This window comes from Agrobacterium sp. 22-210-1, from assembly GCF_053522525.1.
The window spans coordinates 125340-145050 of record NZ_JBNWCI010000001.1 but is presented as its reverse complement, the minus strand read 5'-3'; the positions used below and the strand labels follow the sequence as shown (position 1 = coordinate 145050).

The window sequence follows — 19711 nt, the reverse complement described above, 5'->3', positions numbered from 1 at the left end:
ACCCTCGCCTTCGGTGCCGATAACAAGCGCCATGCGCTCTGAACGGGGAATATCACGGATTTCGGTCTCGCCGTTTGGCGAAAGGCTCCAGATGGCAAAACCGGCCTCGGACAGCCGCTCCAGCATCGCCACCGCGCCGCCGCCGCGATGATAGGGAACCGAAAGGACGGACCCCACGGAGACCCTGAGCGCCTTGCGATAGAGCGGGTCGCATGAGGTCTCGTCCAGCAACACTGCATCGGCATAAAACGCCGCCGCATTACGGAACATCGCGCCGAGATTATCGTGATTGGAAATACCGCAGCCCACCAGCACCAGCGAGGCGGCCGGAAGCGCGGCCGTCATCTCCTCCAGCCCATCGCGTTCCACCCGACGGCCGAGCGCCAGAATGCCGCGATGCAGGTGGAAACCGACGATACCATCAAGCACCGGCGCTTCGGCCACATAAACGGGAACATCATCAGGGAAATCGGCAAGAATATCAGCAACGCCGGCAAGCCGGTTTTTGAGGATGAGGATGCTTTCCGCCGCGAAGGCCCCACCTGCCTTGTGGGCGGCGGCCAGCATGCGCAGCACCACCGTGCCTTCGGCGATGAAGCGGCCCTGACGCCCGGTCAGGTCACGCTCGCGAATATCGCGAAAGGCGGCGATGCGCGGATCGGCCGGGTCATCGACCGGAATCAGCGCCCGCCCATCCAGCAGCACACCCTCGTTGCCCTCACTGGGCATCAACAGTCACATCGGCCAGAAAACGGCCGGCCGCGACGTTGAAGACCAGCGCCTTGCGGGTGCCATTGGCGAGCCGGCCATAAAACAGCATGTCGCCGCCGGAATAGCTGACATTGTCGATCACGAAGCCCTGCGGCAGGCTGGCGGTGACAGCCAGCGGGCCGTTACCGGTGGGAACGGCAAGATTTGGCGCAGCACTCTGCGTCTGAACCGTTTTCGACGGCCCCATCGCCTTGTAGACAACCGCACCGAAGACGGCCATAAGGCTGATAAACATCACGGAGCCCGACACGATCTGCAAACGGATCATCTTGCGGCGAACTTTTTCCACGGCCGGATCAAGCGGCTTGTCTTCCTGTTCGTCTGGCTCGATCTGCGTCATCGGGTTCCCTGAAATGCTGATGGATCGGAAAAATAACAATGAACGACCCCTTTAAACAAGGCGGAGACGCAAGGAAAGTCCTGATTGCCGGGGAAGATGCCGAAGGCCGCCTCGATGTGTGGCTGGTGGGCGAAGTTGGCGGCGATCTGTCACGCAGCCGCCTGAAAGCGCTGATCGAGCAGGGCGCCGTCCTTCTCAACGGAACGCCCGTCACCGAGCCAAAAAAGAAGGTGCATCCGGGCGATCGCATCGAAATCGTCATGCCGGAACCGGAAGACCCCGTGCCGCAGGGCGAGGATATTCCGCTCGACGTGGAATATGAGGACGAGGACCTGATCGTGCTCATCAAGCCCGCCGGTCTCGTCGTGCATCCGGGCGCCGGCAACTGGACCGGGACGCTGGTCAACGCCCTCATTCACCATTGCGGCGACAGCCTTTCCGGCATTGGCGGCGTGAAGCGGCCGGGCATCGTGCACCGGCTGGACAAGGAAACCTCCGGCGTCATGGTCGTGGCGAAAAACGACAATGCCCACCGTCATCTTGCCGCGCAATTTGCCGATCACGGCCGCACCGGGCCGCTGGAGCGGGCCTATAAGGCCGTGGTCTGGGGTCGCCCGCGCACCCTGCGCGGCACCATCGATGCTGCCCTTGGCCGCGGCGCCGACCGCACCAAACGCACCGTCAAGCGTGAGGATACCGATGACGCCCGCGAGGCGATCACCCATTACGAGGTAATGGAACGCTTCCATGAACGGCCTGACGCCTCCTGCCTCGCCTCCATGGTGGAGTGCCGCCTGGAAACCGGCCGCACCCACCAGATCCGCGTGCATATGGCCCATATCGGCCATCCGCTGATCGGCGATCCCGAATATGGCGCGTCGTTCCGCACCAAGGCGAACCTTTTGGAAGAACCGGCCAGAAGCACCGTCAACCGCTTTCCGCGACAGGCGCTGCATGCCTATCTGCTGGCCTTCGAACACCCTCGCACCGGCGAGGTGATGGAGTTCGAAACCGATATGCCTGACGATATGCAAGAACTGCTTGAAGCCCTGCGCAGCTGAAAACTGGTATGGCGCGGTCAAAAAAACCGCGCCACGTATCTCGCCGGAAGTCCCGGATAATAAAAAAAGATTAGCGGATAGCGATATTCCGAAGTCGGTCCTTTTTGTAGACCGCCCCAATTTCGCTTCAATCGTCGCACCTCCTCGGCCCCCGCAAGGCTTGTAATCGTCCCCGCAAACACCGTGGCCGCATGCCGAGCTTGCCGAATAACCGACGCCGCAAGCAACGCCTTCCGTTCGATGCAAAAGCCTGAGCGGAACCGGCATGATGACGGGATCTATCGCGCATGAATATCGAAGACCGCCGGTTCATATTTCAGGATCTACGCAGCATAGAAGGTTATATCGACCCACCCGACGCGCTTGTCTTCAAGGCTTTGCTGCAGGCGCAGACGCGGGACGATCTCAAGGGTGGAATGGCGGAAATCGGTGTCTATTATGGCCGCTCCTATTTCCTGCTGCGCAAATTCGCTGGGACGCAGGAAAAGGTGCTGGGCGTCGATCTGTTCGATCTTGATCCGCCCGAAGATGGCAGCCTCGACCAATATGAACGCCTGATGGAAAACGGCCGCCGGCTGGGTTTTGCCATGGATGAGGACTTGATCATAAGGGGCGACAGCACCCGGCTGGCCCCCGCCGAGATCACCTCACGCATCGGCCCGGCGCGCTTCTTCAGCATCGATGGCGGCCACCACCTGCATCACGTGCTGGCGGATGCGAAACTGGCGATGGAGGTGATCGCCCCGCACGGCATCATCGTTTTCGACGATACCTTCAACCCGGCCTGGCCGGAGGTGACGGTGGGTGTGGCCGATTTTCTGCGCACCCATGGCCATAGCCTCGTCTGCTTCGGCATGACCAAATATAAAACCTATGTCTGCCGCCGGGAATTTCACGCGACTTATGCGGGCGCAATTGCCACTGACCCCGATCTGCAGGCGCTTGGCCATGTCGAGACGCAGTTCCTCGGTTCCAAAGTCATGCGCCTGCACAATCCCATGCGGCGGCGGGTAATGTATGAGCTGATGGTACGCTCCGGCCTTGGCGGTTTTTCGGAACGAATCTACCGTTCGAAAGTTAAACAGGTCAGAGACAATGCCGCCGGAACATAACGCATGTGTGAACGCAGCGTTCGCTTGAAACGCGGCGGGCGCATACATATCTGTCACATGGGTTCGTGCGGGGTCGGTAACGACCCGCAGCTTACGGTGTGCCTCGGGCGGGTGATTTTGCCACGCCAGAGAGGGCGCCGTTCCAGACCATAGATAAGGGGGTGCTTTATGGCCCGCAATAGTTTGCCTACGATTACGGCCGGTGAAGCCGGTCTCAATAGATATCTCGACGACATCCGTAAATTTCCGATGCTGGAGCCGCAGGAAGAGTACATGCTTGGCAAGCGTTACGCCGAGCATGGCGACCGCGACGCCGCCCATAAGCTCGTCACCAGCCATCTGCGTCTCGTTGCCAAGATTGCCATGGGTTATCGCGGTTACGGCCTGCCGATCGGCGAAGTTGTGTCCGAAGGCAATGTCGGCCTGATGCAGGCGGTGAAGAAGTTCGATCCGGAACGCGGTTTCCGTCTTGCCACCTATGCCATGTGGTGGATCAAGGCCTCGATCCAGGAATATATCCTGCGTTCGTGGTCGCTGGTGAAGATGGGCACGACGGCCAACCAGAAGCGACTGTTCTTCAACCTGCGCCGGCTGAAGGGCCGTATCCAGGCAATCGACGACGGCGATCTGAAGCCGGAACACGTCAAGGAAATCGCCACCAAGCTGCAGGTTTCCGAAGAAGAAGTGATCTCGATGAACCGCCGCCTGCATGGCGACGCGTCGCTGAATGCGCCGATCAAGGCTTCCGAAGGCGAATCCGGCCAATGGCAGGATTGGCTGGTGGACGACCATGACAGCCAGGAAGCCGTGTTGATCGAGCAGGACGAACTGGAAACCCGCCGCCGCATGCTGGCAAAGGCCATGGGCGTGCTGAACGACCGTGAACGCCGCATCTTCGAGGCCCGCCGCCTTGCGGAAGATCCGGTGACGCTGGAGGAACTCTCCTCAGAGTTCGACATCAGCCGCGAACGCGTGCGCCAGATCGAGGTTCGCGCCTTCGAGAAGGTGCAGGAAGCGGTGCAGAAGGAAGCCCTCGAGGCTGCCCGCGCATTGCGCGTGGTGGATGCGTAAACGGTTATTGAAACGCTAATCAATATGAAGCCCGCAGATTGCAAGATCTGCGGGCTTTTTGTTTGCCAGACGCATGGTTGCGGGGAACCCTTGAGCGTTGCCCCCTCATCGCCTCGCTTGCGCTCCGGCACTTCTCCCCGGCGGGGAGAAGAATTTGCGGCGACGTCTCATTCCGCATCAAATGTCAGGGACTATGTCTGAAGGGCGCAATCGGGCGGGGCAGTTTCTTCTCCCCGCCGGGGAGAAGTGCCGGAGCGTAAGCGAGACGATGAGGGGGCAAGCTCTCGGCAAGCCCCCAAAATCATCACTGACCGCCGGCAGCAGGTGCCGCCGCCGCCCATTCGCTGAGTGCCTTGTCGAAGGCGGCGATGCCGTCATTGCCCTTTTGCAGCGTCAGAAGCGCGCGGCGACCGTTGCGATAGGAGACCGGGATATCGATCCAGTTGCGGCTCTTCAGCAGCTCCAGATTGGTCTTCATCGCATCCGGGAAGTCGTTAAGCGCGATCATGTGGAAATCGTCGGTGATCTTGGCCGGAACCGCGATCAGGGCATTGCCGCGATCCTGCTCCGTGCTCTTCATCGCGATACGCTGGACGCTGTCGATCGCGCCGCCTTCGAAACCGGGCGAAACCGAGAAGACGATCTCGATCAGGTGGCTGGCCGGCAGCGACGGATCGGTGTTGCGCTTGAAGGTAATAAGCGCACTCAAGCCGCGGCCGGGAACCGTGATCTGGCCCTGAACGGTGGGCGATGGCTTGCCTTCCGCATCATTTTCCTGCTGCAGCGACCAGGAAACGCTGCCCTGAATGGCCGTTGGAACGGTCTGGCCCAGCACTTCCTCGTAAAGGAACATGCGATCGCCGGTGGCGGCAGCGGCAGGCTGCTGGGCCGGCGGCGTGCCGGCAGGTGTTCCATTGGGCGTTCCCGCGGGCGCGCCGGCAGTATTGGCCGGAGCCTCACCCGCAGGCGGCGGCGCGACGTTCTGTTCGTAAACCGACTGGCCTTCTGCCGTCACCGGCTGGCCGTTCGCGCCCGGCGCAGGCCCCTCGTCACGCTCGGTCCCGTCGGCCAGAAGCCGCTGGGTAAACTTCGTGCCGGTCACGGAACCATCGTCGCCATGCGTCGGCGTCTGGTGGTTTGCCGGCTGCTGCCCGGTGGCGGGCGGCTGCTGGGTTGCAGGCGGCGTCGATGTCTGCGCCTCACCTGTCGGAGTAGTGGCCGGAGGCGTCTGGGTCTGGCCACCATTCTGTGCCGATTGCACCAGCCCGCCGACCATGTCGTTCAGGGCGTCGCGGTTCATCCACAGCGCATAACCGCCACCTGCCAGAAGCCCGGCCCCGACAAGGGCAAGCACCAGCGACGCATAATTGCGGCGCGGCTTCTTCTTGACCATGTAGGCGGGCGTCGCAGCACCTGCGCCCACGGCGGGCGTATCGTCTGCAGTTGCCCGGCTGGAAGACGACGCGCCGTCATAACCGATCAGCTCGTCCAGATCGTCCCAGGGGGTGCGTTCCTTGTTGTCCTTGGCCGGTGTCTGATCGCCGAAGGGATCATTGTCGGCGCGCGGCAGAGCCGGCGCGTCCCTGGCCGGAATGGCGATCTCCGTGTCCTGGAAATAGGACGAGAAATCCTCAACGACGGCAGACTTTTTCGGTGTCGTATCGTCCGTCTGGCGCGGTTCGGAAAATTCATCCTGCCGGCCGAAGACCGGATCGTGATCCACCGCCGCATGGCCGAAGCGGTCATCCGCATCGCGCTTCTCCGGCTCGAAATTCACCGCCGGGTCCTGATAATGCTGCGCGGCATAACCGGCAACCAGCGGGCGCTCGTCCGTCTCGGCACGCACGTCGGCATAGTCGTCAGCGGCGGGCGCATCGTCGGCCTGCGTTTCTTCAAGCTTGCGCCAGTCGTCCTCATCCACGGGCTTTGCCCAATGGGCGGGAACGGACGTATCATCTTCGCGCGGCGCGGTTTCGAATTCGCGATCGTGCTCGTCAGCCGCGCGATAGGCCGGCTCTTCCTCCGCACGGGTGAAATAGGTTCCGTGCGTTTCATCGGAAACAGCGGGCGTTATCGGAGCGGGCGCTTCATAGAGCTCTTCCGGCTCGCGTTCTTCTTCACGCTGTTCCTCGTAAACCTGCTCATCCTGCTCGGCGGCGGCGGAAACCGGCGCTTCGTGGCGAGGCTCTTCCTCGACGGCGGGTTCTTCATAAGCCGGCTCTGGCTGTGCGGCCTCGGTCGAGGCGGGTTCTTCCGCCTCGACAGGCTCGGCGGCATGGGCCGCGCGATCCTCATCGATATCGTGCTGATGGTAAGGTGCTGCGGCCTCTTCGGCAGCGGAGGAGAATTCTTCATCCTCCTCCAGCGCCGGAAGCGCCTCGGCATATTCGCTGTCCACCTCGGCGATTGCGGCGTCCAGCTTGGCGATCTGCCGGCGCAACAATTCTTCCGGCGGACGTGGCTTCATATTCTCGAGTTGGCGCACAACCGCACTGCGCGCCTTGTCGTAAACCTTCGCCCGGTTTTCGGGAGTATTGTTCGCCAAGCCATCCACGGCCTTGCGAATGACTGCTACAAAATCCGCCATAAGCACTTTCTCGTCGTGACCGGCGACGTACCGGCCCGATATGGTTTATGAATCTAGATCGCCGAGGACATTAATCCTCAAACGGATCAGTCACAAGTATGGTGTCATCACGCTCCGGACTTGTCGACAGAAGCGCGACAGGCGCCCCGATCAATTCCTCGACCTGACGGACATATTTGATTGCCTGAGCAGGCAAATCCGCCCATTTTCGGGCACCGACGGTAGATTCCTTCCAGCCTTCCAGCGTGATGTAGATCGGCTCGACGCGCGCCTGCGCGCCCTGGCTGGCCGGAAGATGGTCGATTTCCTGCCCGTCAAGCTTGTAGCCGACGCAGATTTTCAGCTCGTCGAGACCGTCAAGCACGTCAAGCTTGGTGAGCGCGATGCCGGTAATACCATTGGTGGCGACCGACTGGCGCACCAGTGCGGCATCGAACCAGCCGCAACGGCGCTTGCGGCCGGTGACGGTGCCGAATTCATGGCCCTTTTCGCCCAGGAACTGGCCGATCTCATCATTCAGCTCGGTCGGGAACGGACCTTCGCCGACGCGCGTGGTGTAAGCCTTGGTGATGCCGAGAATGTAACCCAGCGAACCCGGACCCATGCCCGAACCGGCGGCGGCCTGGCCGGCAACCGTGTTGGAAGAGGTCACATAGGGATATGTGCCGTGGTCGATATCGAGCAGCGAGCCTTGAGCGCCCTCAAACAGGATGCGCGCACCGGCGCGGCGCTTCTTGTCGAGCAGCAGCCACACGGTTTCGCTGAATGGCAGGATGCGCTCGGCAATCGAGCCCAGCTCTTCCATGATCGTCTCGTGCGAAACTTCGGTCGCGCCGAAACCGCGGCGAAGCGCGTTGTGATGCGTGAGGATACGGTCGACCTTGGCGGAAAGCGCCTCCATATCGGCCAGATCCATGACGCGGATGGCGCGGCGACCAACCTTGTCTTCGTAAGCCGGGCCGATGCCGCGACGGGTGGTGCCAATCTTCGTGCCGCTGTTGGAGGCGGCGTCTTCGCGCATGCCGTCCAGCTCGCGGTGCAGCGAAAGAATAAGGGTGGCATTGTCGGCGATACGCAGGTTTTCCGGGGTAACCTTGACGCCCTGTGCTTCCAGACGGCCGATTTCGGCGATCAGCGCATGCGGATCGACCACGACGCCATTGCCGATGACGGCGAGCTTGCCGGGACGCACGACGCCGGACGGCAGAAGCGAAAGCTTGTAGCTGATGCCATCGATGACAAGCGTATGGCCGGCATTATGGCCGCCCTGATACCGCACGACGACATCTGCCCGCTCGGACAGCCAGTCGACAATCTTGCCTTTGCCTTCGTCGCCCCATTGCGAGCCGACCACCACAACATTCGTCATTTCTTGCTTTCCTGCTCATGGCGCTTGCGCGCCCGATAACCCGATGGGAAACCCAAACCCGCGAATGTATACTGTGTTGTTTTACGGAAAGCGACCCTGTTTCTTATGGAGAATTTTGCTTTTTCCGTGACAAGGCGTGGATTTCCCGCATTATCTCGCCCCGTGGGGGCCAAGCGCGGGCGCAAGACCGCCATTCACCCCTTTGCCGTTTTCCCGCCCCGTGAAGAAGCGAAACATCAGCGTGCCCTCCAAAGCCTATATCGCCCTCATCATCGCCACGCTCTGCTGGGGCGGCAACACCGTTGCCGGCAAGCTGGCCGTCGGCCACATCAGCCCCATGGCCTTCACCTTCTTGCGCTGGGTCTTCGCCGTCGCCATCATCTTCGCCATTTCCGTGCCGCAGCTCATCAAGGACTGGCCGGTGGTAAAAAAGCGCCTGCCGTATTTCTTCGTGCTCGGCAGCGTCGGTTACACCGCCTTCAACGTGTTTCTCTACACGGCCCTGCAGCACACCTCCGCCATCAATGCCGCCGTCATCCAGGCCGGCATTCCCATGGTCATCTTCGTCCTGAACTTCATCCTGTTCCGCACCCGCGTGCTGTTCGGCCAGATCGTCGGCTTCTGTCTCACCATATCAGGCGTGGCGCTGCTCGCCTCGCATGGCGATCCGGTCTCGCTGCTGCAGCTGGAAATGAATGCGGGCGACGCCGTCATGCTGCTCGCCGTGCTGGTCTATGCCATCTACACCGTCATCCTGCGCTGGAAACCGGCAGTCGACTGGCGCACCCTGATGGCCATTCCCGCCTTCTTCGCCCTCCTCACCTCGGTGCCGCTGGTCTTCTGGGAAATGTCGCGAAACAGCGTTGTCTGGCCGGATCAGAAGGGCTGGGTGCTGGTGGTCTATGCCGCCATTTTTGCGTCCCTCATCGCGCAGATCCTGTACATCAAGGGCGTGGAGCAGATCGGCGCCAACCGCGCCGGCCTCTTCATCAACCTCGTACCCGTCTTCGGCACGCTTCTTTCCGTCGTGGTGCTCAGCGAAACCCTGCACACCTACCAGATTGCGGCACTCGTCATGGCGCTCGCCGGCATTGCCGTCGCGGAACGAAAAAAATCGCCGGCTTCCTGATCCAGATAGGATCAGGAAAAACCGGCGTAGTCTGGCAGGCATGAAGAGATGGGCTTAAAGCGCGGTTTCGCGCTCCGCCGGAGAAAAGACGGCATTGCCGAGAACGATATCGCCCTTGTCGGTGGTAACGATCAGCACTTTTTCGAGCGATCCGTCATTGTTCAGCGAAAAGGCGAGGCGCAGCGCGCTCGAAGACCAGCCGGCACCGGCAAGCGCCGTGCGCTTGATCGCGGCGCAATCACCACAATCGCCAAGGCTTAACGAAGGTGTTGCGGGCACATCGGTTGCGAAGCCGGAAAAATAATCATCGAGCGCACCCATGGTGGCGTTTACATCGCGGTTGACGCGCAACAGTTCCTCACGACGCTCGCCGTTAAGCGGCGCGGCAATCGTCGAAACACATTGGCCGGCGGAAAGAACACAGCCATCAAAACCGCCCGGCGCCGAAACACCGATCTCCTTCACCGCGCTCTTTTCAACAGCGGCAAAACCACGGGCAAAACCGGCAGCACCCGCCGCATCGGCGTGGGTGGACATGGAAGCGACGACAATTCCGCAGATGGCAGCAGCAATAATCTTCTTCAACATTTCATACCCCGTTTGGCGATCCGCCGGCTTGTGCCGGTCTCGATTTCTGTTTTGTGGGAACGTCTCTTTTCAGAGGCGCTCTCCGTCTGTGATCCCACAATGGCACACGACTGTTTTCGAGCGCTTTAAGCCGATTGCTACAATTTTATCGGTTTTCATTTTTGTACAGCGACCGCTTTTTATTCAAATATGCGCCGATATCACCGCCCCAATTCGGAAGCAGTGTTGAGAGGCGATAAATGGGCCGCATCACTGCGGGGTATTGAAAGGATGGTTGAGGGTTTGCAGGCGATGCGGCCCCGGTCTCAACATATACGCCGCCCGCCAAACCGGTTCCTGTTTGGCGGATGGACATATGCCGGCTGCCTTAACCGTGACATCGGGAAATTCCCCGGTTCGGCCGCCTGCCCCGTCCACCTTGCGCCGCGCGCACGCTCGATGACCGGGATGAGGAGATTATAGCGAGCCGGCCGGACCCGTGGACGCGCGGGGATAAATGTATCGCGAAAAAGGCACGCAGGAGAGGCGCGGCACACGCTTTCGCCCCATCCCGGCCACAGGAATTTTCAGCGGGTTAACAGGCCCTTGATCGACGGCATTTGAATTAACCTTGTCTTAAAACCCGACGTTAATGGTTAGCAATTTAAGAATAGCGGAACGAAAGGGTTCCGTTATGCGTGGCGTATTTGCCGTAGTTTTTCTGATGCTCGTTCTGGCCGGCTGCGCCACCGCACCGTCACAGGTCACCAATGCCTGTGCGATTTTCGAACAGCGGAACGGCATTTTCAACAACTGGCGACGTGATGCGAAAGCGGCCGAACGGGAGTTCGGCGTGCCCGTGCCTGTCATGATGGCGACGATCTATACCGAATCCGCCTTCCGTCCCTATGCACGGCCGCCGCGCACCAAGCTGCTGGGCTTCATTCCCTGGACGCGCCAGTCGAGCGCTTATGGTTATGCCCAGGCGCTGGATGGCACATGGAGTGTTTACCAGCGCGAAACCGGCCGCCGGGGAGCAAGCCGCACGGATTTCACCGATGCCATCCATTTCGTCGGCTGGTATCACGCCAAAAGCCGCCGCGAAAACGGCATTTCGCTGAACGATCCCTACAATCTCTACCTCGCCTATTATTCCGGCCATGCCGGTTATGCCAAGGGCAGCTGGCGCAACAATTCCGCCGTCCAGAAGGCCGCCCGCCGCTCCGCCAACATGGCGCTGCGTTACGAGGCGCAGCTGCAGCAATGCGGATATCGCTGAGGCTCGGCGGGACGAGCTCCGTTGGGATTATATGACGGAGCAGCAAATCCTTCCTCCGTCACCCCAGACTAGATCCGGGGTCCAGTGCGATCAAGTCCTTGATCGCGAAAGACTCTTTCCACAGCGCAGACGCGCCGTGGCTGGATGCCGGCTCAAGGCCGGCATGACGGAAGACAGCATCACTCCCCGTAAACCGAGAGAAATTCCCGCACGGCATCGATCTCGTTCGAGCGAATTTCATGCCCGCCCGGATGCCATACCGTCTCCACGGTTCCACCCTGCGCCTGAAGGCTCTGTTCCAGCGCTGTCGTCAGCGGCACCGGGCAGATCGGATCGCGCTCTCCCGCCGTGATCAGCACCCGGCGTGACGATTTGGCCGGGGAAATTTTCGGCTCGAACGGGATCAGCGGATGCATCAACACTGCGGCATCAAAAAGCTCGGGCTGTTCGATCAGCACATTGGCGAGAATATTCGCGCCGTTGGAAAAGCCGAGACCGATGATTGGGCCGGACTGGTAATGTTCGCGGTTTGCCTTGACGAAATCCGCCAGCTTGTCGGTTGCCCGGGCAAGGTCGGCCATGTCGTAAACGCCCTCGCCCGTGCGCCGGAAGAAGCGCGCTGCACCATGTTCGGAAACATCGCCGGCGGGTGAGAGAATGGTGGCCTGCGGCAAAAGACGGGAGCCAAAGTCGAAGAACTGGTTTTCATCACCGCCCGTGCCATGCAGCACGACGAAAAGCGGAGCACCGGCGGCACCGGCGCGGGATTTGTGGAAATAGGTGTCCTTGTTCATCGGATAATCCTTTCTGGAAGGAAGAGTTTCGGCGATACCTTCGCGGCTTTTTCAGCCAAGCGGAGCAATCATGTGGAGCGAGCGGATGCTGCTTGTTTCTTCTCCCCGCCGGGGAGAAGGTCGCGGCAGCGGGATGAGGAGGCAAGGGTCGTGAGATACGGCAACGTTGCCCCCCTCATCCGACCCTTCGGGCCACCTTCTCCCCGAACGGGGAGAAGAAAGACGAGGCAACGTCCTGCCAAAACGCAATGGAGGGCTAAGTAAGAGCGGATTAAACCGCTTTCTCGTCCCCAAGCGGTTCCAGCTGCTTTTCCAGCGCGGAGCGCAGATGCGCATGCTGGCTTGGCAGCTTCAGCGCCTCGCCGAGATGGGCGGTATCCTCGTCGCGGTCGAAACCGGGTTCGTTGGTGGCCACCTCAAACAGCACGCCGCCGGGCGTGCGGAAATAGATCGCCCAGAAATAATCGCGGTCGATGACGGGAGTGACCTGATAGCCCGTATCCATCAGCGCCTGGCGTACTTCCAGCTGCTTGGCGCGGTTTTCGACCGCAAAGGCGATGTGGTGCACGGACCCCGCACCCAGCCGCGCGCCGGAGATATTCGGCATGGTTTCGATGTCGATGAAGTCGGCACCATTGCCGCCGGGAATACCGAGGCGCAGCACGCCATCCTGACGATCCACTTCCTGATAGCCCATGAATTTCAACAGCTCGGCAGTTGCCCCTTCATCGCGAAGACGCAAGCTGGCGCCCTGAAAACCATGGATCGCCTGATCTTCGCCGACACCATTGCCGGTCCACTGAGCGCGATTGTCATCCCTGACCTCGACCAGCGCGAAACCGTCTCCGTCAGGTCCGGCAAAATGCAGGCGTTTGTTGCCGAACGCCTCATCGGCCTTCAGGCCATCCACGCCGGCCTTCGAAAGACGCTCCTGCCAGTAGCCGAGCGATCCCTCCGGAACGGAAAACAGCGTCGTGCCCACTTCACCGGTGCCTGGACGGCCCTGGGCGATATGCGGGAACGGGAAATAGGTCATGACGGAGCCGGGCGTGCCGACCTCATCGCCATAATAGAGGTGATAGACGTCAGGCGCGTCGAAATTGACAGTCTTCTTTACCCGGCGCAGGCCGAGCGTATCGGTGAAAAAGCCGTTATTCTGGCGCGCACTGGCCGCCATTGACGTGACGTGGTGCAGGCCCTTGATCTGGTTGAGCATGATAAACCCCTTTTCGCCTGGCAGGCCTCGCAATCGGGCCCGCCCTGTTCATGGCGTAAAGATGGGGTAAGAGGCGCAGAAGGCATAGACCGGACAACGGGAACGGATTGTTCCCGATTGGTGAACGATAAAACTCACTGTTCAGCCGAATCCGCCATGCCGCAGACCTCAATGGTCGTCGGCAGCGCCCATGGTCCAGTAACCGACAGCCCGCAGCGACGCCTTGGGGAAGGCGATTTCGTCGGTCAAGAAGGATTTTGCCGCCCTCGCCTCGGATTTTTCGCAGGCGACAAAGACATGCAGGCCTTCGTGGTCCGCACTCCAGGCGTGGTCGCGCAGCGCCTTTTCGATGAGGCCGGAGGTGCCGGCAGGCTTGCCGCGACGATAGAGCCATGTCCATTCGACATCGGCCGCGCAGACAATCTCCTGCCGCTCAGCCTCGTCGTCAATTTCAGCGTAGACGCTGAGCTTCTTGCCAACAGGCATTTCGGCCGCCATGCGCAGCATCACCGGCAGCGCGGTTTCGTCACCGGCAAAGACGTAGCGCTCCGCCCCCGGGCAGGTGCCGCTTGGGCCGATGATGCCGAGAACATCACCCGGCTTTGCCGTCGCGCCGAAGGTCGCGCCCGGCATATCGTCACCCTCATGCATGACGAAATCGATATCCACCTCGCCGCGACCGACATCGCCGGAACGGATGGTATAAACGCGCCGCATCAGAAGATCGTCGCCGGCCGGCCAGACGATGGCGCCGGTGGGTGCCAGGTAGGGCCAGACCGGCGCACGGGCCTGATCCGGCACCAGGAGCAGGCGGACATGCATGCCGCCGGTGACCAGTCTTTCGATGCCGCTTTCGACCGACACCACCAGCCGGCGCATATGCGGCGTGAGGTTATAGGCGCGGGCAACCTTGCCGATGAAGAGATTGGGCAATTCCCGCTGGTAGGCCCCATGGCCGCTCCAGCGGAAATCCAGCCCCGTCTCGCCGGAAAACTCGACAATATGCTCGGCCACCATGGCCTTAACCGACATCAGGATATGTTCGGAAATGCAGTTCACCCGCGCGGCGAAACGGCCGCCTTCGGCGCTGAAGCTGCCATGGCCATATTCGGTCTTGAAGCGCACCGTCGGCCCCTCACGCTCCATCTCCATATGCTCGGAAAAATGATCCTCGAAAGCGTCGACGATCGACAGCGGATCGGGCAGCGAGACGGAGGTTTCTGCAGACAGGAGAGACACGGGCATAATCCTTCACTTTGTAGTCCGGTTATCTTTAATCCCGGCAGCCGCAAAGCGCAAAGGTATTTATGAGTATCTAAAGAAGGTTTTTGTCGCTTCCCGCCGTTTCCGGCAATTGCCAGTCAATCGGCTGACGGCCGTGGGAGACGAGAAAGGCGTTGGCCTTGGAAAAATGGCCATTGCCGAAAAAGCCGTTATGGGCCGAAAGCGGCGAAGGATGCGGCGAGCGCAGCACCAGATGCTTGCGCTGATCCACAAAGGCCGCCTTTTTCTGGGCGTAGGAGCCCCAGAGCAGGAACACCACGTGATCGCATTCGTCATTGACGGCGCGGATGACGGCATCGGTGAACTTCTCCCAGCCCTGCCCCTGATGTGAGGCAGCGCGGGATTCCTCCACCGTCAGCACGCTGTTGAGCAAAAGCACGCCCTGTTTCGCCCAGCTCTCAAGAAAACCGTGACCGACCGGGCGGATGCCGAGATCGGCCTGCAATTCCTTGTAGATATTGACGAGCGAAGGCGGAATGCGCACGCCGGGCTGGACTGAAAAACACAGACCGTGCGCCTGGCCAAGCCCATGATAGGGGTCCTGTCCCAGAATGACGACCTTGACTTCATCCAGCGGCGTCAGATCCAGCGCCCGGAAATATTCGGCACCCTTGGGAAAGATGCGCTTGCCGGCGGTTTTTTCAGCAAGCAGGAAGTCTTTCAGCTTCAGCATGTAGGGGCTGGCGAATTCGGTGGAAAGAACGCGTTTCCAGCTATCCTCGAGTTTGACGCCTGCCTCTGCCATGATGTGCCTCTACCCTATTTGAACCGGTTGCCGCGCTGCAGTACTTCGATCTTGTAACCATCCGGGTCGCAGATGAAAAAGTATTTCGCGAAAGGCTGGCCCTTATAATCGGCTTCGATGATCTTGCCGGGCGAAAGCCCGATCTCGGTGAAGCGCTGGTGTTCGGCATCCACATCGGCAACGCTGACGGCGAGGTGACCATAGCCGTCACCCAGCGCATAGGGCACTTCGCGACCCCGGTTGACGGTCAGCTCCAGCTCGAAATCGCCCTCGGCATTGCTGAGATAGATCAGCGTAAAATTCTCGAACTCGGCGCGTTCCGCAACCTCAAGCCCGAAAGCCTGCGTGTAAAATTCCACCGAACGCTTTTCGTCCAGCACCCGGACCATCGAGTGGATCAGCTTGGCCATGGTGTTTCCTTCTTCTAACCCTTGGTGGTCCGGTTATGCTCCGGACATCGCGGCCCAAGGGGATAAAGACTGAGCGTCGCGCTTTCAACCCTAAAGGCGACCTGCGACAGGAGGTAACGGTCCGATCACGCCAAATGTGATGGCCAAAACCGCCGGTTTTCCCGGTGTGGCGAGGGCCTGCGGCAACAAGGCTCGCGGTTTTCTCGCAGCCGCTCTATCATGAGTAGATAAGTCATGATACCGGCATAGCCATGCGCCTTCTATACCTCTGTCTTGGCTGGCTTATGGTCGCGACCGGCATTGTCGGCGCGTTTCTTCCCGTTTTGCCCACCACGCCGTTTCTTCTTCTGGCGCTCTGGTGCTTCTCCCGCTCTTCGCCCAGGCTCGAGGCATGGCTTCTCAGCCACCCCAGATTCGGCCCTTCGCTTCGGCGTTGGCGCGAACGTGGCGCAATCGCCCGCAAGGCCAAGATCGCAGCCTTGTCGGCCATGACGGTGAGTTACGCTGCCTTCTGGTTCCTCAGCGACCCGCCGCTTATGCGCGCCGCAATTGTTGCCGCCGTCATGCTCGGTTCGGCGCTGTTCATCGCCACCCGCCCGGAAAGCTGAATTTCAGACTTTCGAGCTTCGCCGCGGACGGAAAACCGGCTTCCACTTTTCCTGGAAAGGCCCTAGCGGTGCCGCGACTGCGGCAGCACATAAGGAATATGCCGCGCCGGCAACCGGCCGACAACGCCGCCAATGCCGTAAACCCGCGCGATCGTCTCGTCGCTGATGGTTTCCAGCGATGGCCCGCTCGCCGTCACCCGGCCGCCATGCATGACGATAAGTTGATCGGCAAATTCCGCCGCAAGGTTGAGATCGTGCAGGATGGCGAGCACGAGACCGCCACCAGCCGCAAAATCGCGCGCCGTTTCTAGGACCGCGATCTGGTGGCCGATATCGAGACTGGCCGTCGGTTCATCAAGAAACAGTGCCCGCACCTCACCATTTTCCACCGGAAAGGGCACCTGCGCCAGCGCCCGGGCAAATTGCACCCGCTGCTGCTCGCCGCCCGACAGCATGTTGTAGGAGCGCTGCTCGAACCCCCGCAAGCCGGCCTTGGCAAGCGCCCGGCGGGCCTGCTCTTCCGGCGCGCGCGATCCCTGCGCCACCGCGCCCATGCGGACGATTTCAAGCGCGGTAAAGGGAAAGGCAAGCTGGGTATTCTGCGGCAGCACGGCCCGCAGGCGGGCAAGCTGGACCGGCTTGAACAGCGGCAGGGCGATATCGTTATAGGTCACCGAACCATGTTCCGGATGCAGCTCGCCACACAGAACCTTCATCAGCGTGGATTTACCCGCACCGTTCGGGCCGATGATGACATTGACCTTGCCCGGCTGCAGATCGACGCTGACATCGTCCAGCAGGCGGCGGCCGGAGCGGATGAGAGTGATGTTTTCGGCCCCGATCATGACGCATTCCGCATGGAAAAACCGCCGCGGCCCAGCAGCAGGAACAGGAAGACCGGCGCACCGATCAGCGCCGTGACGACGCCGATGGGCAGTTCCGCCGGAGCCGCCACCGTGCGGGCGAAACTGTCGGCCAAAAGCAGCAATGCGGCGCCGCCTAGTGCCGATGCCGGCAGCAGGAAACGGTGCGACGGACCGATGGCGAGGCGCAGAAGATGCGGCACGACGATGCCGACGAAACCGATGGAACCGGCCGCCGCCACGCTCGCCCCGCAGGCGGCGGCAACGGCCAGGATGACGATCCGCTTCAGCCGCTGCACCGGAATGCCCATGTGGAAGGCGGCAGCGTCGCCCAGAATCAGCGCATCCAGCCCACGGGCGACGAAGGGAATGATGGCAAGCACGATGATGATGAACGGCAAGGTGGCGAGCACCTTGGCGGGAGTTGCCCCGCCGAGCGAGCCGAGCGACCAGAAGGTGATGTCACGCAGCGCCCGATCGTCGGCGACGAAGATCATCAGCCCGGTCAGCGCGCCGCTGATTGCCGCAACCGCAATACCGGCCAGAATGAGCGTGGTGGTAGAGGTGGCGCCATCCTTTGTCGCGATCAGATAAAGCACCCAGGTGTTCAGGAGCCCGCCGAAAAACGCCATCAGCGGCAGGAAATGCGGGCCGAAAAACACCGCAACCGTGGCAAGCGCGCCTTCACCCAACGAAATGGCAGCAACCGCAAACAACGCTGCCCCCGAGGTGACACCGACAATGCCGGGGTCCGCCAGCGGATTGCGGAACAGGCCCTGCATCATCGCGCCGGAGACACCAAGCCCCGCGCCGATCAACATGCCGAGTGCCGTGCGTGGCAGGCGCACCGCCTCGAGAATGATTTTGTCACGGGCGTCGAGCTCGGCCGCGCCGCCGGTGAGATAAGCCCAGAGTTCGGAGATGCCGACGCCCGTCGGTCCGCTGACCAGCGACACACCACAGGCAAACAGCAGGATGCCGACAAGCACGGCAAGCGTGACGACCCCCTGCCGGGATCTGTCGCCGGCAAACCTGCCCTCAGCGGAACTCAAGGCAGCAAGGCTCACGGCTTCACCGCCTCCGGGTAAAGCTTCGCTGCCAGCTCACGGCCGGCGGCCGGCGTACGCGGGCCAAACCCGATGAGATAAAGCCCGTCCATGCTGATCAGCGCCTTTTCAGCCGCAGCCGGCGTGGACTGGAAGGCGGGCAGCGCAAAAATCTCGGCCGCCTTGCCGGCATGGTCGCCGCGCTCCATCGTCAGCACGACATCGGGTGCGGCGGCAATGACCGCCTCATCCGTCAGCGGCTTGTAACCACTGATTTCCTGAGCGGCATTGATACCGCCGGCCATTTCGATGATCGCCGCGGCTTCCGTATCCTTGCCCGCCGCCATGACGCGGCCGCCAGCGCTGGAGAGCACGAAAAGAACGCGCTTCCTGTTCTTTTCAGGGACAGTCGAAACATCCTTGGCAAGCGCATCCAGTCCGGCCCTGGTGTCCGCCGCCAGCGCCTTCGCCTTGTCGGAAAGCCCCACGGCCGCGCCGATATCCTCGATCTTCTTCGGTATGGCATCGCCGCTTGGCGGCGTGTCGACCGTGACGAAAGGCACCGCACTGGCCTTGAGAATAGCGACGACATCCGCCGGGCCGGAGCCGTCTTCGGAGAGGATGAGATCCGGTTTCTGCGACAGAATACCTTCTGACGACAGCGCCCGCATATAACCGATGTCAGGCTTGGAAAGCGCATCCGCCGGATAGCTGCTGGTGCTGTCGCGCGCCACGATGCGATCCTGCGCACCCAGCGCATAGAGGATTTCCGTCACCGTTCCGCCAACCGCGACAATACGTTTCGCCTCCGGATTACCCTTGTCCGAAGCCATGGCAGCCGGCGCGGCAAAGGCGATTGCGGCGGGCACGAGTGCGGCGAGAACAAGCGGACGAAGGCGAAAATTCAACATGGCGTTATCCTGAAACACGACCAAACACGAGCGGGCGCGGCTTTGCCCGCACCATTTAACTTGAGTTCTTTGCACATGTTTATGAGCCGCGCAATCAATAAGTGGAGTAAATTTGTTCGCTTTGTCGTGAGCCTCTTCCCAACATCGCCGCGGCTGGATATCCTGACTGAAACTGGAAACTTAAAGGGAGAATTTCATGTTTATCGCAATGAACCGTTTTCGCGTCGTGCCGGGTTACGAGGAAACCTTCGAATCCATCTGGCGCGAGCGCAAATCGCACCTCAGCGAATTGCAGGGCTATATTGAATTTCACATGCTGAAAGGCCCGAAGGCGGATGACCATACGCTTTATGCCTCGCACACCGTGTGGGCCACCAAGGAAGACTTCCTGAACTGGACGAAATCCGAACAGTTCCGCGCCGCCCACGCCAAAGCCGGTGATAACCGCGGCAAGGTGGAATATCTCTCCGGCCCGCATTTTGAAGGCTTCGACGTCATCATCCATGAAGACAAGAATGGCGAACGCCGTTCGATTGCCGCCTGAGGCA

20 protein-coding genes are annotated in these 19711 nt (G+C 61.0%); 7 read left to right on the top strand and 13 right to left on the bottom strand.

Features of this window, described 5'->3' with window-relative positions:
• A partial coding sequence (locus tag ACQZ5F_RS00720) for a TrmH family RNA methyltransferase (RefSeq protein WP_448739308.1) occupies positions 1 to 729 on the bottom strand: 729 nt, incomplete at its 3' end.
• Positions 719 to 1111 carry a hypothetical protein gene (locus tag ACQZ5F_RS00715; protein WP_046801500.1) on the bottom strand — a complete coding sequence of 131 codons (393 nt, stop codon included), beginning with the start codon at positions 1109 to 1111 and terminating at the stop codon, positions 719 to 721. The genes ACQZ5F_RS00720 and ACQZ5F_RS00715, both read right to left, overlap by 11 nt.
• Positions 1112 to 1149: 38 nt before the next feature.
• Between ACQZ5F_RS00715 and ACQZ5F_RS00710 the strand changes: the two genes are divergently transcribed.
• The 3 genes from ACQZ5F_RS00710 to rpoH all read left to right on the top strand — a co-directional run bounded on the left by ACQZ5F_RS00710 (position 1150) and on the right by rpoH (position 4355).
• Complete coding sequence (locus ACQZ5F_RS00710; protein ID WP_052818236.1) at positions 1150 to 2172, top strand: RluA family pseudouridine synthase; 1023 nt, start codon at positions 1150 to 1152, stop codon at positions 2170 to 2172.
• A gap of 287 nt (positions 2173 to 2459) precedes the next feature.
• Entirely contained in the window at positions 2460 to 3284 is an 825-nt protein-coding gene (locus tag ACQZ5F_RS00705; protein WP_225339276.1) for a class I SAM-dependent methyltransferase, read from the top strand.
• Between the two features lie 168 nt (positions 3285 to 3452).
• Entirely contained in the window at positions 3453 to 4355 is a 903-nt protein-coding gene (rpoH, locus tag ACQZ5F_RS00700) for an RNA polymerase sigma factor RpoH (protein WP_046801503.1), read from the top strand.
• Between the two features lie 304 nt (positions 4356 to 4659).
• Here rpoH and ACQZ5F_RS00695 read toward each other — a convergent pair whose 3' ends face one another.
• A complete protein-coding gene (locus ACQZ5F_RS00695) occupies positions 4660 to 6942 on the bottom strand; it encodes a hypothetical protein (RefSeq protein ID WP_225339277.1) in 2283 nt (760 codons plus the stop codon).
• A 70-nt stretch (positions 6943 to 7012) separates the two neighbouring features.
• Positions 7013 to 8311 carry an adenylosuccinate synthase gene (locus ACQZ5F_RS00690; RefSeq protein WP_046801505.1) on the bottom strand — a complete coding sequence of 433 codons (1299 nt, stop codon included), beginning with the start codon at positions 8309 to 8311 and terminating at the stop codon, positions 7013 to 7015.
• Between the two features lie 241 nt (positions 8312 to 8552).
• On the opposite strand from ACQZ5F_RS00690, the gene ACQZ5F_RS00685 reads away from it, so the two are divergent.
• A complete protein-coding gene (locus ACQZ5F_RS00685; protein WP_225339278.1) occupies positions 8553 to 9440 on the top strand; it encodes a DMT family transporter in 888 nt (295 codons plus the stop codon).
• A gap of 54 nt (positions 9441 to 9494) precedes the next feature.
• On the opposite strand, the gene ACQZ5F_RS00680 is transcribed toward ACQZ5F_RS00685, so the two are convergent.
• Positions 9495 to 10028 carry a transglutaminase-like cysteine peptidase gene (locus ACQZ5F_RS00680; RefSeq protein WP_225339279.1) on the bottom strand — a complete coding sequence of 178 codons (534 nt, stop codon included), beginning with the start codon at positions 10026 to 10028 and terminating at the stop codon, positions 9495 to 9497.
• Positions 10029 to 10701: 673 nt separating this feature from the next.
• Here ACQZ5F_RS00680 and ACQZ5F_RS00675 point away from each other — a divergent pair.
• Positions 10702 to 11286: a transglycosylase SLT domain-containing protein gene (locus ACQZ5F_RS00675; RefSeq protein WP_046801507.1), complete on the top strand. Its 585-nt coding sequence runs from the start codon at positions 10702 to 10704 to the stop codon at positions 11284 to 11286.
• Positions 11287 to 11465: 179 nt separating this feature from the next.
• Here ACQZ5F_RS00675 and ACQZ5F_RS00670 read toward each other — a convergent pair whose 3' ends face one another.
• The 5 genes from ACQZ5F_RS00670 to ACQZ5F_RS00650 all read right to left on the bottom strand — a co-directional run bounded on the left by ACQZ5F_RS00670 (position 11466) and on the right by ACQZ5F_RS00650 (position 15735).
• Positions 11466 to 12080: an alpha/beta hydrolase gene (locus tag ACQZ5F_RS00670; RefSeq protein WP_225339280.1), complete on the bottom strand. Its 615-nt coding sequence runs from the start codon at positions 12078 to 12080 to the stop codon at positions 11466 to 11468.
• A gap of 271 nt (positions 12081 to 12351) precedes the next feature.
• Positions 12352 to 13296, bottom strand: a complete 945-nt coding sequence (locus tag ACQZ5F_RS00665; RefSeq protein ID WP_046801508.1) for a VOC family protein — start codon at positions 13294 to 13296, stop codon at positions 12352 to 12354.
• A gap of 168 nt (positions 13297 to 13464) precedes the next feature.
• A complete protein-coding gene (locus tag ACQZ5F_RS00660; protein ID WP_225339281.1) occupies positions 13465 to 14541 on the bottom strand; it encodes a siderophore-interacting protein in 1077 nt (358 codons plus the stop codon).
• 70 nt (positions 14542 to 14611) lie between these two features.
• Entirely contained in the window at positions 14612 to 15325 is a 714-nt protein-coding gene (gene ung / locus ACQZ5F_RS00655) for a uracil-DNA glycosylase (RefSeq protein WP_046801510.1), read from the bottom strand.
• 14 nt (positions 15326 to 15339) lie between these two features.
• Complete coding sequence (locus ACQZ5F_RS00650) at positions 15340 to 15735, bottom strand: VOC family protein (protein WP_046801511.1); 396 nt, start codon at positions 15733 to 15735, stop codon at positions 15340 to 15342.
• 251 nt (positions 15736 to 15986) lie between these two features.
• On the opposite strand from ACQZ5F_RS00650, the gene ACQZ5F_RS00645 reads away from it, so the two are divergent.
• The gene (locus ACQZ5F_RS00645; RefSeq protein WP_046801512.1) at positions 15987 to 16343 is read left to right on the top strand and encodes a YbaN family protein; all 357 of its coding nucleotides are present in this window, start codon (positions 15987 to 15989) and stop codon (positions 16341 to 16343) included.
• Positions 16344 to 16405: 62 nt separating this feature from the next.
• Here ACQZ5F_RS00645 and ACQZ5F_RS00640 read toward each other — a convergent pair whose 3' ends face one another.
• From ACQZ5F_RS00640 to ACQZ5F_RS00630, 3 genes are read right to left on the bottom strand one after another with little or no spacing between them, the layout of a single operon-like run.
• The gene (locus ACQZ5F_RS00640) at positions 16406 to 17188 is read right to left on the bottom strand and encodes a heme ABC transporter ATP-binding protein (RefSeq protein ID WP_225339282.1); all 783 of its coding nucleotides are present in this window, start codon (positions 17186 to 17188) and stop codon (positions 16406 to 16408) included.
• Positions 17185 to 18273: a FecCD family ABC transporter permease gene (locus tag ACQZ5F_RS00635; protein ID WP_046801514.1), complete on the bottom strand. Its 1089-nt coding sequence runs from the start codon at positions 18271 to 18273 to the stop codon at positions 17185 to 17187. The genes ACQZ5F_RS00640 and ACQZ5F_RS00635 overlap by 4 nt, the downstream gene beginning before the upstream one ends.
• The gene (locus ACQZ5F_RS00630) at positions 18270 to 19163 is read right to left on the bottom strand and encodes a heme/hemin ABC transporter substrate-binding protein (RefSeq protein ID WP_225339283.1); all 894 of its coding nucleotides are present in this window, start codon (positions 19161 to 19163) and stop codon (positions 18270 to 18272) included. The genes ACQZ5F_RS00635 and ACQZ5F_RS00630 overlap by 4 nt, the downstream gene beginning before the upstream one ends.
• 196 nt (positions 19164 to 19359) lie before the next feature.
• Here ACQZ5F_RS00630 and ACQZ5F_RS00625 point away from each other — a divergent pair, with 196 nt between their 5' ends.
• The gene (locus ACQZ5F_RS00625; protein ID WP_046801515.1) at positions 19360 to 19707 is read left to right on the top strand and encodes an antibiotic biosynthesis monooxygenase family protein; all 348 of its coding nucleotides are present in this window, start codon (positions 19360 to 19362) and stop codon (positions 19705 to 19707) included.
• Positions 19708 to 19711: the final 4 nt, after the last annotated feature.

What these genes read in the sequence shown, in the direction of transcription:
- ACQZ5F_RS00715 (WP_046801500.1), bottom strand. Translation starts at nt 1,111, where the DNA reads ATGACGCAGATCGAGCCAGACGAACAGGAAGACAAGCCGCTTGATCCG.
- ACQZ5F_RS00710 (WP_052818236.1), top strand. Translation starts at nt 1,150, where the DNA reads ATGAACGACCCCTTTAAACAAGGCGGAGACGCAAGGAAAGTCCTGATT.
- ACQZ5F_RS00705 (WP_225339276.1), top strand. Translation starts at nt 2,460, where the DNA reads ATGAATATCGAAGACCGCCGGTTCATATTTCAGGATCTACGCAGCATA.
- rpoH (WP_046801503.1), top strand. Translation starts at nt 3,453, where the DNA reads ATGGCCCGCAATAGTTTGCCTACGATTACGGCCGGTGAAGCCGGTCTC.
- ACQZ5F_RS00695 (WP_225339277.1), bottom strand. Translation starts at nt 6,942, where the DNA reads ATGGCGGATTTTGTAGCAGTCATTCGCAAGGCCGTGGATGGCTTGGCG.
- ACQZ5F_RS00690 (WP_046801505.1), bottom strand. Translation starts at nt 8,311, where the DNA reads ATGACGAATGTTGTGGTGGTCGGCTCGCAATGGGGCGACGAAGGCAAA.
- ACQZ5F_RS00680 (WP_225339279.1), bottom strand. Translation starts at nt 10,028, where the DNA reads ATGTTGAAGAAGATTATTGCTGCTGCCATCTGCGGAATTGTCGTCGCT.
- ACQZ5F_RS00675 (WP_046801507.1), top strand. Translation starts at nt 10,702, where the DNA reads ATGCGTGGCGTATTTGCCGTAGTTTTTCTGATGCTCGTTCTGGCCGGC.
- ACQZ5F_RS00670 (WP_225339280.1), bottom strand. Translation starts at nt 12,080, where the DNA reads ATGAACAAGGACACCTATTTCCACAAATCCCGCGCCGGTGCCGCCGGT.
- ACQZ5F_RS00665 (WP_046801508.1), bottom strand. Translation starts at nt 13,296, where the DNA reads ATGCTCAACCAGATCAAGGGCCTGCACCACGTCACGTCAATGGCGGCC.
- ACQZ5F_RS00660 (WP_225339281.1), bottom strand. Translation starts at nt 14,541, where the DNA reads ATGCCCGTGTCTCTCCTGTCTGCAGAAACCTCCGTCTCGCTGCCCGAT.
- ung (WP_046801510.1), bottom strand. Translation starts at nt 15,325, where the DNA reads ATGGCAGAGGCAGGCGTCAAACTCGAGGATAGCTGGAAACGCGTTCTT.
- ACQZ5F_RS00650 (WP_046801511.1), bottom strand. Translation starts at nt 15,735, where the DNA reads ATGGCCAAGCTGATCCACTCGATGGTCCGGGTGCTGGACGAAAAGCGT.
- ACQZ5F_RS00645 (WP_046801512.1), top strand. Translation starts at nt 15,987, where the DNA reads ATGCGCCTTCTATACCTCTGTCTTGGCTGGCTTATGGTCGCGACCGGC.
- ACQZ5F_RS00640 (WP_225339282.1), bottom strand. Translation starts at nt 17,188, where the DNA reads ATGATCGGGGCCGAAAACATCACTCTCATCCGCTCCGGCCGCCGCCTG.
- ACQZ5F_RS00630 (WP_225339283.1), bottom strand. Translation starts at nt 19,163, where the DNA reads ATGTTGAATTTTCGCCTTCGTCCGCTTGTTCTCGCCGCACTCGTGCCC.
- ACQZ5F_RS00625 (WP_046801515.1), top strand. Translation starts at nt 19,360, where the DNA reads ATGTTTATCGCAATGAACCGTTTTCGCGTCGTGCCGGGTTACGAGGAA.